Origin of the sequence: Variovorax palleresanus, from assembly GCF_051144945.1 — a bacterium.
GTDB lineage: Bacteria > Pseudomonadota > Gammaproteobacteria > Burkholderiales > Burkholderiaceae_C > Variovorax > Variovorax paradoxus_S.
This window is the reverse complement of the sequence record NZ_JBJNVP010000002.1, coordinates 869,134-883,873: the sequence shown is the minus strand read 5'-3', so window position 1 is coordinate 883,873 and position 14,740 is coordinate 869,134. Positions and strand designations below refer to the sequence as shown.

Sequence of the window (14,740 nt, the reverse complement as noted above, 5' to 3'; positions counted from 1 at the left end):
GCTTTTTGGCTGGTGATGCGAGCTTGGCGCTCGAAGTCACGACTTGATCTCGAGGGCTCTGCACTGCTCCGCGGCTCGCCCCAGCAACCGGGAGAGCTGAACACCCCAAGTGTGGCGCTGCAGAACTTCGCTCGATGGTGGGGGGCTCTTGCCAATGCGAGCAATTTCCTCAAGGTTCTCGGCAAGACGGGCGCATTCGTCGGCGCGCGGTCCGTTACCGATGCGTAGGTACTTCGCCAGCCGAATTGGACCTTCAATTGCTACTACAGGGCCGCCATCTGGCGTGGGGATGGTGGCAGCCTCATTGAGCTCGTCGAGTGCTGCGACCCATTCACGGAGCACCTTTCGGGCGTTGGCCGGCATAGGGGCGTCGCTCAGCAAAATGGACGCAAGCACAAAGTACTTCTCAGGGGTTTGGTCGAGCCACCGGTCTATGACCGGCATCGCAACATGTGTTGGAGAGCGGGCCAAGGACCGGGCACAAGCAGTGATAGTCGTTATGCGTCCCGGCCGTCCATTGAAGGGCTTGCCTACCTGGGTCTGCAGATCCAAAAGTTCAGCCACGTTAATCGGCCACCACTTGACCATCTCCTGCGCGCGGTAGTAACCGACACAGTCGATAAAGACGGCCCCTGGCTCATCGCGCCTCGTGAACTGCACCAGACAAAACGACGCGAAGTCGTTCTTGGCGCCCGACGCCTCCTTGAAGTCGACCGATGGGTCCACCAGCAATGCTATTGCGCGTGTCGTCTGCCGGTCCTTCAGCAGGGTGCGAACCCGATCTATCTGGTCGAGGTTGCTCCCGTAGTTGCGCAGTCGCGTGCCGTGAATGTAAGGCACGCGTTCCTGCAGCTGCGATTGGGGCAGTTGCCACCAGTCCACCAGGTCCTTTAACCATGCGGCCCTTTCGGCCCCCGCAGTGATGTTGCTCGGGTAGTCGTCGGGAAGGCGCTTTACTGCTGTGAAGTCCGAAAGGTCAAGCTGAACGATGAGCGTCTTGTCCTTGGCTTCCTCGCGTGCCGCCAGAATGACTCGAGCGTAAACCTCGTCGAAGTTGCTACCCTGAATGACGACTGGCGCTTCAGCGGCACTATCGGTGGCGGCCCACAGTCGCGAACTCGACGCTGGCGCCGGCGCCGGATCTAGACCACCGCGCGGGATAGCGAGCGGCTCAACGCCCAGCGACGGTACCCAGGGCAAGCCGGTGAGGTCGAGAATCCGCATCGCGTCGGCATGGTCGGACGCGCTGAACGATGCTCCAGCAACCATAAGCACCTTGTGCGGGGGACGGCCGAGACCTGGTTCAACTACATCGGAGTGGACCCGCCCCACGTGCTTGTGACCGTGAAGCACGACTCGAATGTTCTGCTCGGCAATGAACGTGCGAATCTGCTCGAGGTTGCTGATGTCGGCGAATGGCTTCACCTCCTCAGCAACGGATGGCGCACGCAAGTGATGGTGCAGCACCATCATCCTGAGCTGCTTTCCGTGGTCAGCCCGAGGAAGACTTTTGAGCATCCATCGGAGAGCGTCAAGTTGATTCGGTGACACCCGCGCCACGTCGTACCTTGCCAGCATGTTCAGCTCCTTGCGGAGCGCTGCCTCTAGGTCCGAGTCGCCCGGTGCCAGTGTGGCCGGAATCCTGTCCCACATGCTTGCCAGCTTGGGCGGAATGGCGTTGACATGAGACCAGTTGCTGGAGTTGACGGCGATAATGGCCCAGGCGTTGTCAGGTCCGAGCAGGATGTGGTTCGCAAAATCTGGCTTCGGCAGGTCGATACCATCTAGCCACGGCGTTATGCAGCCTGCAGCGCGCCAAGCCTCGAGGAATTCCTTGTAGCGCGCGTCTGAGCCGGGCTCAGCACCTTGAGGGACATCGTGGTTGCCTGGCACCGCGACGATGCACTGCGCCGTGATGCCGTGGGGGCCAAGATGGCGGAGGATCAAATCGAGGAGCAGCTTGTCGCCGCCGGCTTTGCCACCACTCAACGCGTCGCCGCTGAAGATGACGCCATCCAGACGCTGGTTGTCTTGAGTGAGCCTCTCCGCTAATCGCTCGAGCCCACCCTCAAGCGAGCCTTCGCGCGTCTGGGGCTCGAGCTGAATGTCCCGCTTTCTGTCGTCGATCTCGAACGCGGAGCCGCCAGGTTTCAGGTGCGTGTCGGTGATGTGCAGAAAACGCGCTGCTCGCGTCATGGCGCCTCCTCCGGCGTTGTTGCTCTAGAATTTACCGGAACGCCCGTACTCGCGGGTCCACGACCTATGCTCCTAATCGGGCGATGGTGGAGACACCTACTTGCCACTCAACCAAGCGCAGCTGTTTGACGACGTCCGCGACGCGCTCCAGCTCGACGAGTACCAGGACTTTACAGCAATGTCAGACAGGTCTGGCCTTGCAGGGGCCGACGGGCTTGGGTTTGTGCTTCTAGGGCTGTTCGGTGAGGTTGGCAGTCTTCTGAGCGCGCTCAAGAAGAAAAAGCGCGACAAGGATGCCTTCCTCGCCTATGACGCGGCCGTCGTAGAAGAGTTCGGCGACGCTCTTTGGTATTTGGCCAACGCGGCGGGTCGGGTCGGGCTCAAGCTGTCGGATCTTGCAGGGCGAGTGGTGGCCAGTCACGCTGACTGGAGCTACCATGGCCGGCCTGTCGTCCACACATTCGCCCACCTCCAGAACACCAGCAACCTCGCAGCTTCGTCCGGCACGGCTTTTGAGCACCGTCTCATTGAGCTGGCCGCCAAGACCGGCGGACTCCTCGACAGCTACGCTAGCGGACGCATCGACAACAACCGTGACCGCCTCGCCGCCGACCTGGTCGAGGTCTTCCGGTCTCTGGTTCGCGCAGCAGACGATGCAGACATCAGTCTTGACATCGCTGCCCGGCGCAACGTCGCCAAGTCCGAAGGGCGCTGGCCTCGCCAGAAGTCCTGGGGTGGTTCGTTCGACGAAGTGTTTCCGGTGCAAGAGCAGTTCCCGCGTCACATGGTCTTCGACTTCTTCGAGCGGACAGAGAACGGGAATACCTTCGTCGTGGTTGAATTGGACGGTGTCAACGTTGGCGACCGGCTGACCGACAACCGCAGCCTTCAGGACGACTATCGCTTTCACGACGTGTTCCATCTTGCGCATGCTGCGGTGTTGGGCTGGTCGCCAACGCTGAGGGGCATGCTCAGGCGCAAGCGGAAGTCCAACCCCCAGGTGGACCAGAACGAAGATGGGGCCCGCGCCATCCTTATCGAGGAGGGCATCTCTTCCTGGATTTTCAACCACGCCGCCCATGCGATGTTCTATCGCTCGACTACCTCGCTGGACTTTGAGCTGCTGAAGTCCGTTCGAGAGTTTGTTCAGGGCTACGAGGTTGAAGCCCGGCCTATGTGGCAGTGGGAGATCGCAATCCTGGAGGGATATCGCGTCTTCCGCTTGCTGAAGGAACACCGCGGCGGAAGGGTGACGGTCGACCTTGACCAGCACACGTTGGTATTCGAACCAAGGTGACCATCCTGCCGCCACTGCGGCTTGCCTAGCGAGACCGCATCCTCAGGCAAAGAGCTCGTTCTGAGCCTTCCGCTTGCTCACCTTTGGGAATGGCCAGACGGTTGTGTCTTTCGGCAGATCCAGTATTAGGTTCCACTTCGGTGGGAAGAACGGCGCAGGCAGGTCACCGTTGCTCGAGAACTTCTGCTTGATGCGTGCACGCCCGGTGAGGGCGCTGAATTCTGGATGCATTACACGTGCATACTTGTCAACCTCACAGAAGAGGTTCTGACAGTCGATGAGCTGTAGTGGTCGTCCCCACAGCGACCTGAACGCAAGACCTCTGGCCTTGAGCTCTGCGTCTTGTCGTTCGGTGACCCACCGGATTGCATCGGCAGGGGAGTAGTCGCCAAGCGATGAGAAGCATTTCGTCAAGCCGTTCAAGGCACCTGGTCCTGGCTGTACGAACTCGTTCTCACTGAATTCAGAAATGGCGCTGTAGTTGAGGTCAACCGCGTACTGGTAAGCCAAAAACGGTCCAATGCTTGGCAGAGAGAGAAGCAGCTCATAGACCTGCTGCATGGAGCCGGCCTCAACCAGCTGTTGCAGTAGGCCGCTCTTCACCACGGAATGGAGCAAGTCCAGATGGGTGCGGTGCTTATATGAGCCCTCTAGCAGGCGAGGAGCGTTGGGCATGATGTAGGCTGCGGAATAGATCCGAATGCCCGCCCGTAGCGCTTCGCTAAGCGCAGCGTCAAATCGCTCAACGTCGAAGGTAGCCCTCGACAGAGTGCCGAAGCGAGCTGTCAGTAGCTCCCAGGTCTCGATCTTGTTGAAAAGCTTGAAGAGCAGGATGCGAAATGCCACGTCTAGCTCGTCGAAAGCTCCCTGATAGATAACGACCCGGATGAGGTACTGGCTCACACGGTCGGCTGCGCGATACGCGTTGGTGAACTTGTACTTGGAGAGCACTGGGTCCTGTGTCCACGGTCCGTGTTCAGCCGTGAGCCGGTTGAAGTACAGCTGCTGGCGTTCGGTAGCGAAGCGCCAGTAGGAGTCATAGACGACGGTGGAGGTTGGCGCGGTGCGCCGTGCAAACGTGGTCAGCCCGTTCTTAGCTGGGGAAGAGCGCTTGGGCCCAAGATTCTTGCCGGTCACCGTTACATTTCTCAAGTAGCTTAGTGAGGTCGTCTGGGGGGCGTTTGAGACGCTCCCCGCGCCAGCGTTTCATTGTCTCATGCGCTGCCGAACGTGCCCCTGGCGTCCCCTTCTTTGCTTTAAATCAACGTCAGGCGGCAGCCCGCACGGTCCAATGGATGGCGTCGCACAGCGCCGGTGCGCGTTTAAGCCTTGAGCGCCATACCGATCTAACAGCGACTTCGGACTGCGAAGGGCCTCCATGAACGCTCACCCAGACACCCACGACTCGAAGCATCGACGGTCGCTGCCGGTCGCCATCGCGCGCTCGAGTTCTTGTGCGCAAGAGCCGGGATATGCATTGGACCTGCCTCCCTCGGTGAAGGACGGCTGGAGGGGCTGCGAGCCTGCGAATGAGGCGCGAGCGATAGTCACGGTCGCTTGGGTGAGGGATGTCGCTATTACCGCGGTCGTCCTGGCCCACCGGCGAGGTTCGATTGCTGTCGTGCTCGATCCGTCCCTCAAAGAGGTTGCCAACGCCATCGAACAATGGCGAGAGCAGGGTTGTTTGCCCGTCAAGGTTCGCATGGGCTCGTTGGATGTCTTGGCGCATGTACCCGTCCATGTCGACGCAACGGTTGACGAGGCGTTGATGTCCCTCGGCAGAAAGCAAGGCGCAGGGACCTTTGCTCGCGCTACCAAGGACTTCTCCAACGTCGAGGGCGTGTTGAGCCGCCTGGCCAACACGCGTCGCGTCGCGTGGGCGGTGAGTCGGCCACAGTTGGTCTCGACGGCGCCGAGTTAGCAGGTTGGTAACGCCTTCGGGGGCGGCCCGCAGTTCCGCCCGGAGTTTCCTCAGTCGCAGGAACCTGGTCGGTACACTCCGTCATGTGGGCGGCAAGTCGGCCGGTGGCCTCTCCTGCAGGAGCCCTGTCAGCAGCGCCCTTGTGTGCTCATCGGGAATGGGGTGCTTGGCAAGCATGTTGGTGACGGCGAAACCTGGCGTGCGGAGCGTGTGCTGGTCGTCGACGACAGCGCCATAGCCGGTGATGTAGACCGCATTGACGTGCCGCGCCTTGTATTGACCGAATAGCGCGCCCGACAGGATGAAGGCTCGTCGCTGTACATGTGGCAGGAATAGGTCGGCCGGCTCCATGCCGTGGTCCTGCAAAGCCAGTAAGCCAGGCCTTGTCTTGCTAAGCTGACTGGCGCCTTTGCGCATCGCTTCGAGCGTGGGGAAGGAAGGATCGTCTTCCTTCGTACTTCTCATCACAAGTAGGTACGCGCTGTCCGATCCCTGCCAGCCGGCGGCATGAAGGTCTTTGCCGAACGCCTTGTTCAGAGCCGCTTGAAGCAGCTTGGGGTCTCGGAGGTTCTCTTCGACGCCGGGGACATCTTCGAAGCGAGCTTTGCGCAGCTCAAATCCGCTGCCCTTCATCGCAGATGTCGCGTCAGAGTCGATCAAGGCGCTGACGGCATTCGCAAGCAGCGACTGTTGGGCGAGGTCGGCGCTCAAGCGACCGGACAGCGTCACCAGGACCACCTCCCGACGCTTGGGCAGCCCCGGATTGGTCCCCGGCTGGAGCAACGCCATGAAGCGATAGAAGTGCTTGCGGTGAATCTGTCGGCCCGCATCAGCCGACTGACTCTTGCACTCGACTTCAGCGGAGAAGCCGTCACGAGTTATCAGTAAGTCGAACTGACCAGTACCCTCCATGTCCGGCAGCTGGATATCGAAGTCCCATGTCAAAAGCCGTTGCACGAGCGAGAGCTCGAGATAGAGTGCGGCGAAGCCGGTCTCGGCCTTGAGGGCATCGAAGAGGCGACCTTCGAGCACGCGCTTGCCCTTGGGCCCTAACTGCCGATGAACCACGACGGCCGTTGCTGCGAAGTTCAGCGCAGCCAGGCTTAGGTGCGGGCGCACAGTCAGGTCCACGCGGTTTTCCCGGGTGAGCACCTCCCACTGATGGCAGACGTTCATCTCGAGCCAGTGATAGTCGAGCACGATCTTGTGGAGGTAGGCGGAGCGATCCATCTCGTCGGCGAGCTGGTTGGCTCGCTTGAGCCACCTCTCCGTTCCGACCAGGGCCATGAACTCAGGCAGATAGCGAGCAAGTGCCTCCGGCTCGGCGGGTAAGGTGAAGCGCATGATTGAATGTACTCAGCTAACCACGAGGAAGTCGGACTTGCCACCTATCGGACTGCATTGGGTCGCCGAGCGCTTGGTCGCTCGTGTTGTGCCGATTTCTCCGACCCCTGCGATGCTCTGGCCGGACGAGGAACTCCTCGTCGTTGGCGCGACCGCGCGGCGTCGCGCGCAGTTCGCGGCGGGTCGTGACGCAGCCCGCCAGGCGATGGCCGTCTTGGGTGTACCGGCCGTTGGCATCGGGCAGGGAGCTGAAGGGGAGCCACTCTTTCCAGCGGAGCTGCGCGGAAGCATCAGTCACACGCGCGAGCACGCCGTCGCGCTGGTCGGCCTCGCCGTTGATTACTGCTCCTTAGGCGTCGATCTTGACGACGCACGGCCACTTGGCGACGCGGCTGCGGCGGGTGTGACCTGGATGTCTGAGGTCTCGCGCGTCCAGCGCGCCATGGGTCTCGCCGACCACGCGGCAGCCCAAAACTTCGCCTTTTCGGCGAAGGAGGCCATCTTCAAATGTCAGTATCCACTGACATTGAACTCAAAACTGGGGCATCTGCAGGCACGTCTGCTGGCCGGCCAGAGCGATGCCGGCGTCATGTCCGTCGCGGGCTGGCGCGTAGCCGCGCTCACTGCTGCGGTCTTAAAGCGCGTCGTGGTGCGTCGCCTGGCCCTGGGCGCCTCGCCGCTCGCTTTCGCCATCATCGCGGCGCAATCGCCGCCCTGATTCGCCCATACGCCGGCGACAGGCGATTTGTCGTTAATGTTGGAAAATCGAACAACATGTGATACGCTTCGTTTGAATTCCGAACAGGAGTGCGCATGAGCAAGCCAAAGATGTTGAGCCCGTCCGAGTTCTCGGGCCTGCTGCCTAAACTGATGGACCGGCTGACAAAGGATCTCCAGCGAGAGCAGGAGGACTGCGCACTGCCTGACCTCAAGAAGGATCCGTTGTGGGACACGCCAGAGGTGGACTCGAAGACCGTCGCGAAGTTGTCGCCGGCCGTCAAGGAGTTGACCGGCGAGTCCCTCGACCCGCGTTGGATCCAGCGCGGCGGCTATCACACGGTTGAAGAAGCTGTCGCGCACATCATTAGCCAAATCAAACAGCACCGCGTGGCTGTGCCGGCCGCGCCGGTTTCTGCGCCTGCAACGGAAGTGGCAGACGCGGTCCACTAGAGCAGGAGACCTGAAAATGTCCGACGACCAAGCCGCTATTGCCTCAAGGCTCAGAGAAGCTCGCGAATACCTCGGCCTGTCGCAGCAAGAGGTCACTGACGCCACAGGCATTCCTCGTTCTGCCGTCTCACTTATAGAAAGCGGGAAGCGCAGTGTCGTCGCCCAAGAGTTGACGGCCCTTGCTCGTCTCTATCAGCGACCCACTGCCTACTTCACGGGCGAGGACCAGCTTGCTTATCCGGCCGACGTCAACATGTTGGCGCGTCAAGCATCGACGTTGTCTGAGAAGGACCGCTCTGAGCTACTGAGATTCACCGAGTTCCTCATGCAGCGTTCGCAGCCTGGGGACGGCAGCAATGGCTAAGCGCGACGCCATCCTCAGTGGAATAGCGCGTGCGGCGGAGCTGCATCACGCGATGGGCATTCGAGAGCAGTTGAGAGATGGTAGCCGTCCCATGGACGTCTTCGCGGCCATCGAGGCGCTCAAGATCATGGTGCTGTTCCGTCCGCTGGATGGGCTGCTCGGGGCGTACGTGCCGACGCCGAACTCCGCCGGAATGCTCGTGACCACGCGGCGTGACCATCACGTCCAGCGGTTCACGGCTGCGCATGAGCTTGGCCACCACGTCCTTCAGCATCGGACCATGAGTCTGGACATCAACGTCGGATACGTTGGCCGCGGTGAGAAGACGGGCTATGGCCAGCAGGAGCTTGAGGCGGACTCGTTTGCCGCCGAGTTCATGCTCCCGAAGTGGCTGATCGCAGCACACGCCCGGCGGCAAGGCTGGGGTCTTGAGTCGTTCAGGTACTCCGGGGTCATCTACCAGTTGTCCCTGCGGCTGGCCGCCAGCTATTCAGCCACCTGCTGGGCCCTGGCTTCCGCAGATTTCCTCACCCACAACGAAGCTCGAGCGCTTGCCGCCCGTCCCCCAAAAGAGGCGAAGCAGCGCGCGATGTCCGACGTTGAGCCGGCGTCTTGGCATCCCGACGTGTGGCTGCTTTCCGACCGAGACAAGGGTGCGCAGCTTGTCGGGAGCCCGGATGACTTCCTCGTGCTGAACCTCGAGGAGCACTTGGCGGGCGGCTACGAGTGGGAGATTGAACCGGATCCATCCAACGGCCTGGAAGTCAGGAAGGACAGGCGAGCCGACTCGGCCGACGACGCCATGGGGAGCACCGTGACCAGGCGCGTCGTCGTCCAAGGTAGCGCACCGGCGCGCACGAAATTGCGTCTGGCTGAGCGCCGGCCGTGGGAAAGTGGAGACAGTGCTATCAACTCGATGGAATTCAACCTGGCGCTTCTGGGGAAAGAGCCGGTTGGCCTGCTGCGCGCGGAAAGACTGAACGCGACATGAGCGACGTTGGAGGCATCGTCGTTGAAGCAGACGCACGCCATGCATGGACGGAAGTCCGGGACCAAGGCGCGCGCCCGACGTGCATCGCTTGCGCGGTTTCGGACGCCCACGCCCATGCGCATGGTCTCGGCCAACCGCTGTCCGCCGAGTACCTCTTCTATGCTGGCCTGAAGAGAGTGCCGTCGCTGAACCCGGCCAAGGGTTTGACACTTGGCGCGGCGGATCAGGCACTGCGCAGCGATGGTCAGCCAAACGAGCTCGAGTGGCCGTACCAGACCAAGACGCCAAGCCCTTGGGCGCCGCCATCATTGACGACGCTTTGGTACGGTGGCTTGGATCCGTGCGCGGCATACGAAGTTGTCGACGCGCTCCAAGCCGGGCTGCCGGTTGTGCTTGGTTTGCGGCTGGTGCCCGGCTTTAACCGTGTGCAGCAGAGCCCGTACATCATCGACACGTCCGGCACTCCCGTCGGCGGACACAGCGTTCTGGGCGTTGGGCTCGGAGCCTCAATTGCCGCGGGCGCCATCGACCTGCTGCTTTTGCGAAACAGCTGGGGGTTCAGGTGGGGCTTCGGCGGGTACGCCTGGCTGCCCTTGAGCTACTTGACCGGGAATCTCATTGGCTCAAGAACTCTGGTGCCGCTAGCGCTTGCCGCGTAGTCAAAGGAACATATGAAACCCGTGCCCGCAACGTCCCGTGCCGAAGCTTGGTTGAAGTCCGCTCGTCTGCTTTACAAGGAGCACGAGCGCATCTACAACCTCATCGTCGAGATCCAGGAGCCCGGACTTGAAACGGAAGCGACGAAGGCCATCGAGCGGCGTGTGGATGCGTTCTTGGCTGAGCACAACTGCCTGCCCGTGCAAACAGTTTCAGACACGATTTTCCCGGCGGCTGAGTACAAGTCCGGGGGGCTGAAAAAGGTCTTTGCATACCCGACTGACGTTTACCCGCACATCAAGGGCATCCCCGCAAACCGCTGGGGAACCTACGCTCTGAGGTTGACGCAGCGCACTTGTTCGGACGGCAGGACTATCAACCCGCTCGAGATCGTGATCGACAAGTTGAAGGCGGCCATGGCTGCGGCCAAGCGTGTCAAGAACGGACCTCCACGGGCGGTCTATGAATTGGACATGACCCTGGAGCCGCTAGAACTGAAATTCTATGACGCTGAGAACGACTACGACAACGGGCGTGGTGGCCAGTGCCTAAGTCACGTCAGCCTGAAGCTGGGGCCTAAGCACGAGCTTTACCTGACTGCTGTCTATCGCTATCAATTCTTCATCCAGAAGGCGCTGGGGAACTTCAAGGGCCTTGCTCGACTGCAGGCCTGCATCGCCCGAGAAGTCGGCATCCCGGTGGGTCCGCTGGTTTGCCATGCCACGCTTGCAACCCTTGAAGAGGGCACCGGCGAAGGTGGGCAAACGCGGTGGGGACGCCGTGCGCTGGAGAGCCTTGTGGCCGACTGCGAGGCGATCCTGTCTCAGGCAGGCGAAGTGGCAGTCGCCTGAAGCAGCGAAGGCGTCCCGCACTCACGAAGAGAGTCGGACGCCGCTTGAGATAGCCTTGTAACGACTTCAGGCAAGCGAAAGCGAGCAGTCTCGCAGCCGCCGGTCGATACCCTTGACCGCGAATGGCCGGTGATTGCGACAGGGGTCCTGGGTACAGTCTTAAGCAGCCCTTGAGAAACCTCCAATCAGTCGTCTTCGGAAGCAACATGCACGGCATGTATTCCCCGCGCCGCTGCACCCCTACCGCTGCGGCATATCCCTAACCGAATACCCCAAACTAACCGTCGCATCCTCCGGAATCCCAGGCATCGTCGCATTCCAAGCCAGCCAGTCAGCCCGCATAACCGCCAACCGCTCCGGCTCTTTCTTCGCGAGATTCGCCCGCTCGCGCTCATCTGCCGGAATGTTGAAGAGGTACTCGTACCCGTCCACCTTCAGGTACTTCCAGTCGCCATCGCGCATGGCTTCCTGCCCGCGATGGTTCATGCGCCAGTGCAGCGGGCGGCGGAAGCTGTGCTTCGCGTCTTTCAGCACGGGCATGAGCGACACGCCGTCCAGCGGGTAGGCTGCATCGGCCTTCACGCCGGCCGCGTCGAGCATGGTGGCGGACCAGTCCATGGTCATGCAAAGTTGCTTGCTCTCGCCGCCCTTGGCAATTACCGCGGGCCAGTGCGCGATCCATGGCACGCGGATGCCGCCTTCGGTCAAATCCATCTTGCCGCCGACCAGCGGCCAGTTGTCGGAGAAGCGTTCGCCGCCGTTGTCGCTGGTAAACACCACCAGCGTGTTGTCGGCCATGCCGTGCTTTTGCAGCGCGGCCATGATCCAGCCGATGCCTTCGTCCATGTGATGGATCATGCGGCGGTACACATGAATGTTGCCGCCGGCCAGGTCGAAGAGGTTGTCCTTCACGGTCGGCGCCTTCTCGGCGTCGTCGCGGGTTTCCCAGGGCCAGTGGGGGGCGGTGTAGTGCAGGCTGAGGAAGAAGGGGGCTTCTTGCTTGGCCATGCGCTCCACGTAGTCCACGGCGCGTTTGGAGAGGATGTCGGTGAGGTAGCCCTCTTCCTTCTTGTCCTCTTCGCCAAGCCACAGGTCGTGGCCGCCGGTGGAGTCGCAGTGGGTGAAGTAGTCGACTCCGCCCGACATGGGCCCGAAGAATTCGTCGTACCCGGAGCGCAGCGGGCCGAAGCTGGGCGGGTAGCCCAGGTGCCATTTGCCGATGAGCGCGGTCTGGTAGCCGCTGGCCTTCAGCAATGATGGCAGGGTGGGGTGGTCGGTCGGCAGGCCGAGCGTGGTGCTGCCGCGGCTGCTGCTCCTGATGGGCTCTTCGGCCGCGCCGCGCAGGCGGTACTGGTAGCGCGCGGTAATCATCGCAAAGCGCGTGGGCGAGCACACGGGCGAATTCGAATAGCCCTGCGTGAGCTTCAAACCGTTGGCGGCCAGGCCGTCGAGCACGGGCGACACGGGTCCGAAGGCGGCATCGCGGCCGCCGTAGCAGCCCAGGTCGGCATAGCCGAGGTCGTCGGCCACAATGAAGATGATGTTGGGTCTGGTCATGTGTCTGAAACGGTTCAGGGCTGGTAGCCGGACTTCTGGACAACGGGGGCCCACTGCGCGCGGTAGGCCTTGAGCATTGCGGCGGTCTGCGCCTGCGTGCTCACCACCGGCGTCATGCCGGCGTCCTTGAACTTGCGCTGCGTGTCGGCGTCTTGCATGACTTCGCGGATCAGGTTGGACAGGCGTTCGGCCTTCTCCTTGGGCATGCTGGCGGGCGCGAAGAAGGTGTTCCAGCCGGTGGCGGCCAGGTCGAGGCCGGCTTCCTTGAAGGTCGGAATGTTCGGCGCAAAGGGCGAGCGCTTGGCGCCGGAGATCGCAAGGATGCGCAGCTTGCCCGCGTTGTGCTGCGGCAGCACCACGTCTTCGGTGTCGATGGAAATCGGCACCTGGCCGCCGAGCAGGTCGTTCAGCAGCGGGGCCGAGCCGCGGTAGCCGATGATCTGCGTCTCCACTTTGGCCTTCTCGCCCACCATGAGGCCGAAGAAGTGCGGCAGGCTGCCGGTGGCGGGCACGCCCACGTTGGCCTGCAAGGGGTTGGCGCGCATCCAGGCGAGCAGGTGGTTCAGCTCGCGCACCGGCAGGTGGGGCGACACGGACAGCGCAAAGTCGTAGGCATTGACGTGCGACACGGGCACGAAGTCGCGCTCGGGGTCGTAGTTGTTGTCCTTGAAGACAAGCGGCGCCACCACCATCACGGCGGGGTTGGCGAGCATCAGCACGTTCTGGCTGGCGGTCGCGGTCTTGACCTGCTGCGCCGCCAGGCGGCCACCCGCGCCGGGCTTGTTGTCGACGACCACCGGCACGCCCAGGCGTGCGCTGAGCTTGTCGCCAACGATGCGCGCCACGCGGTCGGTGGCGCCGCCGGGCGCATAGCCAACCACGATGTGCAGGGGGCTGTCGAGCGTCGTCTGCGCCCCCGCCGTGGTGGCCATGGTGGCAATGGACGCCATGAAGCCGGCCGCGGCAAGCAGCGTGGCCAGGCGGCGGGTGATGGGGGTGTTCTTCAGCATGATGGGGATCCTCCTCGTTCAGTCAGTCAATCATTGAATCATTCGGCCGTTGGGGGGCGTTCCCGGGTCTTCTCGGGTTGGCGTTCGATCTCGAACGACTGTAGAGACGCTACATTCGATTGATCTAATCCACCATCCTCCAAACTAACCCGCAACGCCACATGGCGCACCAGAACCCTTCCGCACCAGACCCGGCCAGTGCATCGAACGAGCGCCAGCAGATGGTCGATGCGCTGCGCGGCTTCGCGCTGATGGGCATCCTGGTGGTCAACATCGCGAGCTTCGCCTCGACCTACTACGCCCTGGGCATTCCCGATCCGCTGGGTATGTCGCTGCCCGATCAGATCGCCTCGTTCGTCCGGGCCTTTGCGTTCGAGACCAAGTTCTACCTGCTGTTCTCGTTCCTGTTCGGCTACAGCTTCACCCTGCAGATGCGGGCGGCGGAGCGTGATGGCAAACCCTTCGTGCCGCGCATGGTGCGGCGGCACCTCGGGCTGTGGGTCATGGGCGTGGCGCACGCCGTGCTGCTCTATTACGGCGACATCCTCATGGCCTATGCGGTGCTGGGCGCCGTGCTGCTCATGCTGCGGCGGCGCGGCGATGTGTTTCTGGCGTGCGCGGCCATCGCGCTGGTGCTGCTCACTTCGCTGTTGTGGGCCGGCGTCGGCCGCATGTATTCGCAAATGGATATGCAGATGGCCGTGCAGGCGGCCTACGGCGACGCCGCCGCGGCGCTGGCCGCCTACCGCGCCACGCCGGCCTTGGTGATGGCGCAGCATGTGCGCGACCTTTCGCTGACCTGGTGGATGACGGCGCTGGTGCAGGCGCCGGAGGCGCTGGCCATGTTCTTCCTGGGGTTCATTGCCGGCCGGCGCGGGCTTCTTGCGCACGTCGAAGCGCATCGCGCCCTGCTGTGGCGGGTGCTGTGGTGGGGTCTGGCCATCGGCCTGCCGGGTGCGCTGGCCTATGCGCTTCCAACCCTTCGCCTGAACGCGGTACGCGAGGTCCAGGGCCTTGCGGTCACGCTGCTGACGGCACCGTTCCTGGCGGGCGCATACGCGGCCGGCATGCTGCTCGTGTTCCAGAGCGGGCGCGGCCGCGTGCTGGCGCGGATGCTTGCGCCGGCAGGCCGGATGGCGCTGTCGAACTACCTGCTGCAATCGCTGGTGTGCGCGTGGCTCTTTCTCGCCTACGGGCTGCGGTGGATCGGCACCATGGGGCCGCTGGCCACTTTCGGCGTCGCGCTGGCGATCTTCGCGGGCAACCTGCTGCTCAGCGGGTGGTGGATGCGCCGCTTTGCCTACGGGCCGGCGGAGTGGCTGCTGCGGGCGTTCACCAACCTCCGGCTTCCGGCGATGCGCCGCAGCCTTCACGCAGGTTAG

Annotated in this window: 14 protein-coding genes; 9 read left to right on the top strand and 5 right to left on the bottom strand. The window is 62.5% G+C overall.

Going from position 1 to position 14,740, the window contains the following annotated elements:
- Positions 1–36 precede the first annotated feature (36 nt).
- Positions 37–2,196: a metallophosphoesterase gene (locus ACJ7Z0_RS07860; RefSeq protein ID WP_434789383.1), complete on the bottom strand. Its 2,160-nt coding sequence runs from the start codon at positions 2,194–2,196 to the stop codon at positions 37–39.
- A 100-nt stretch (positions 2,197–2,296) separates the two neighbouring features.
- Here ACJ7Z0_RS07860 and ACJ7Z0_RS07855 point away from each other — a divergent pair, with 100 nt between their 5' ends.
- Complete coding sequence (locus ACJ7Z0_RS07855) at positions 2,297–3,493, top strand: nucleoside triphosphate pyrophosphohydrolase family protein (RefSeq protein WP_434789382.1); 1,197 nt, start codon at positions 2,297–2,299, stop codon at positions 3,491–3,493.
- 42 nt (positions 3,494–3,535) lie between these two features.
- Here the strand turns inward: ACJ7Z0_RS07855 and ACJ7Z0_RS07850 are convergent, their stop codons facing one another.
- Positions 3,536–4,630: a nucleotide kinase domain-containing protein gene (locus ACJ7Z0_RS07850; protein ID WP_434789381.1), complete on the bottom strand. Its 1,095-nt coding sequence runs from the start codon at positions 4,628–4,630 to the stop codon at positions 3,536–3,538.
- A 484-nt stretch (positions 4,631–5,114) separates the two neighbouring features.
- On the opposite strand from ACJ7Z0_RS07850, the gene ACJ7Z0_RS07845 reads away from it, so the two are divergent.
- A complete protein-coding gene (locus tag ACJ7Z0_RS07845) occupies positions 5,115–5,414 on the top strand; it encodes a hypothetical protein (protein WP_434789380.1) in 300 nt (99 codons plus the stop codon).
- Between the two features lie 81 nt (positions 5,415–5,495).
- On the opposite strand, the gene ACJ7Z0_RS07840 is transcribed toward ACJ7Z0_RS07845, so the two are convergent.
- The gene (locus tag ACJ7Z0_RS07840; RefSeq protein ID WP_434789379.1) at positions 5,496–6,758 is read right to left on the bottom strand and encodes a hypothetical protein; all 1,263 of its coding nucleotides are present in this window, start codon (positions 6,756–6,758) and stop codon (positions 5,496–5,498) included.
- A 112-nt stretch (positions 6,759–6,870) separates the two neighbouring features.
- On the opposite strand from ACJ7Z0_RS07840, the gene ACJ7Z0_RS07835 reads away from it, so the two are divergent.
- From ACJ7Z0_RS07835 to ACJ7Z0_RS07810, 6 genes are all read left to right on the top strand, one after another.
- Positions 6,871–7,476: a 4'-phosphopantetheinyl transferase family protein gene (locus ACJ7Z0_RS07835; RefSeq protein ID WP_434789378.1), complete on the top strand. Its 606-nt coding sequence runs from the start codon at positions 6,871–6,873 to the stop codon at positions 7,474–7,476.
- Positions 7,477–7,571: 95 nt separating this feature from the next.
- A complete protein-coding gene (locus tag ACJ7Z0_RS07830) occupies positions 7,572–7,928 on the top strand; it encodes a hypothetical protein (RefSeq protein ID WP_434789377.1) in 357 nt (118 codons plus the stop codon).
- Between the two features lie 16 nt (positions 7,929–7,944).
- A complete protein-coding gene (locus ACJ7Z0_RS07825; protein ID WP_434789376.1) occupies positions 7,945–8,292 on the top strand; it encodes a helix-turn-helix domain-containing protein in 348 nt (115 codons plus the stop codon).
- Positions 8,293–8,383: 91 nt separating this feature from the next.
- On the top strand, positions 8,384–9,283 hold the full coding sequence (locus tag ACJ7Z0_RS07820) for an ImmA/IrrE family metallo-endopeptidase (protein WP_434789375.1): 900 nt from the start codon (positions 8,384–8,386) through the stop codon (positions 9,281–9,283).
- Complete coding sequence (locus ACJ7Z0_RS07815) at positions 9,280–9,942, top strand: C1 family peptidase (protein WP_434789374.1); 663 nt, start codon at positions 9,280–9,282, stop codon at positions 9,940–9,942. Before ACJ7Z0_RS07820 ends, ACJ7Z0_RS07815 begins: the two co-directional genes overlap by 4 nt.
- A gap of 12 nt (positions 9,943–9,954) precedes the next feature.
- The gene (locus ACJ7Z0_RS07810; protein ID WP_434789373.1) at positions 9,955–10,791 is read left to right on the top strand and encodes a hypothetical protein; all 837 of its coding nucleotides are present in this window, start codon (positions 9,955–9,957) and stop codon (positions 10,789–10,791) included.
- Between the two features lie 240 nt (positions 10,792–11,031).
- Here the strand turns inward: ACJ7Z0_RS07810 and ACJ7Z0_RS07805 are convergent, their stop codons facing one another.
- Together ACJ7Z0_RS07805 and ACJ7Z0_RS07800 are read right to left on the bottom strand one after the other, a co-directional pair.
- A complete protein-coding gene (locus tag ACJ7Z0_RS07805) occupies positions 11,032–12,348 on the bottom strand; it encodes a sulfatase family protein (RefSeq protein ID WP_434789372.1) in 1,317 nt (438 codons plus the stop codon).
- 14 nt (positions 12,349–12,362) lie between these two features.
- Positions 12,363–13,358 carry a Bug family tripartite tricarboxylate transporter substrate binding protein gene (locus ACJ7Z0_RS07800; protein ID WP_434789371.1) on the bottom strand — a complete coding sequence of 332 codons (996 nt, stop codon included), beginning with the start codon at positions 13,356–13,358 and terminating at the stop codon, positions 12,363–12,365.
- Between the two features lie 161 nt (positions 13,359–13,519).
- On the opposite strand from ACJ7Z0_RS07800, the gene ACJ7Z0_RS07795 reads away from it, so the two are divergent.
- Complete coding sequence (locus ACJ7Z0_RS07795; RefSeq protein WP_434789370.1) at positions 13,520–14,740, top strand: DUF418 domain-containing protein; 1,221 nt, start codon at positions 13,520–13,522, stop codon at positions 14,738–14,740.

What these genes read in the sequence shown, in the direction of transcription:
- ACJ7Z0_RS07815 (WP_434789374.1), top strand. Translation starts at nt 9,280, where the DNA reads ATGAGCGACGTTGGAGGCATCGTCGTTGAAGCAGACGCACGCCATGCA.
- ACJ7Z0_RS07835 (WP_434789378.1), top strand. Translation starts at nt 6,871, where the DNA reads ATGCTCTGGCCGGACGAGGAACTCCTCGTCGTTGGCGCGACCGCGCGG.
- ACJ7Z0_RS07825 (WP_434789376.1), top strand. Translation starts at nt 7,945, where the DNA reads ATGTCCGACGACCAAGCCGCTATTGCCTCAAGGCTCAGAGAAGCTCGC.
- ACJ7Z0_RS07830 (WP_434789377.1), top strand. Translation starts at nt 7,572, where the DNA reads ATGAGCAAGCCAAAGATGTTGAGCCCGTCCGAGTTCTCGGGCCTGCTG.
- ACJ7Z0_RS07860 (WP_434789383.1), bottom strand. Translation starts at nt 2,196, where the DNA reads ATGACGCGAGCAGCGCGTTTTCTGCACATCACCGACACGCACCTGAAA.
- ACJ7Z0_RS07800 (WP_434789371.1), bottom strand. Translation starts at nt 13,358, where the DNA reads ATGCTGAAGAACACCCCCATCACCCGCCGCCTGGCCACGCTGCTTGCC.
- ACJ7Z0_RS07820 (WP_434789375.1), top strand. Translation starts at nt 8,384, where the DNA reads ATGGACGTCTTCGCGGCCATCGAGGCGCTCAAGATCATGGTGCTGTTC.
- ACJ7Z0_RS07805 (WP_434789372.1), bottom strand. Translation starts at nt 12,348, where the DNA reads ATGACCAGACCCAACATCATCTTCATTGTGGCCGACGACCTCGGCTAT.
- ACJ7Z0_RS07840 (WP_434789379.1), bottom strand. Translation starts at nt 6,758, where the DNA reads ATGCGCTTCACCTTACCCGCCGAGCCGGAGGCACTTGCTCGCTATCTG.
- ACJ7Z0_RS07795 (WP_434789370.1), top strand. Translation starts at nt 13,520, where the DNA reads ATGGCGCACCAGAACCCTTCCGCACCAGACCCGGCCAGTGCATCGAAC.
- ACJ7Z0_RS07810 (WP_434789373.1), top strand. Translation starts at nt 9,955, where the DNA reads ATGAAACCCGTGCCCGCAACGTCCCGTGCCGAAGCTTGGTTGAAGTCC.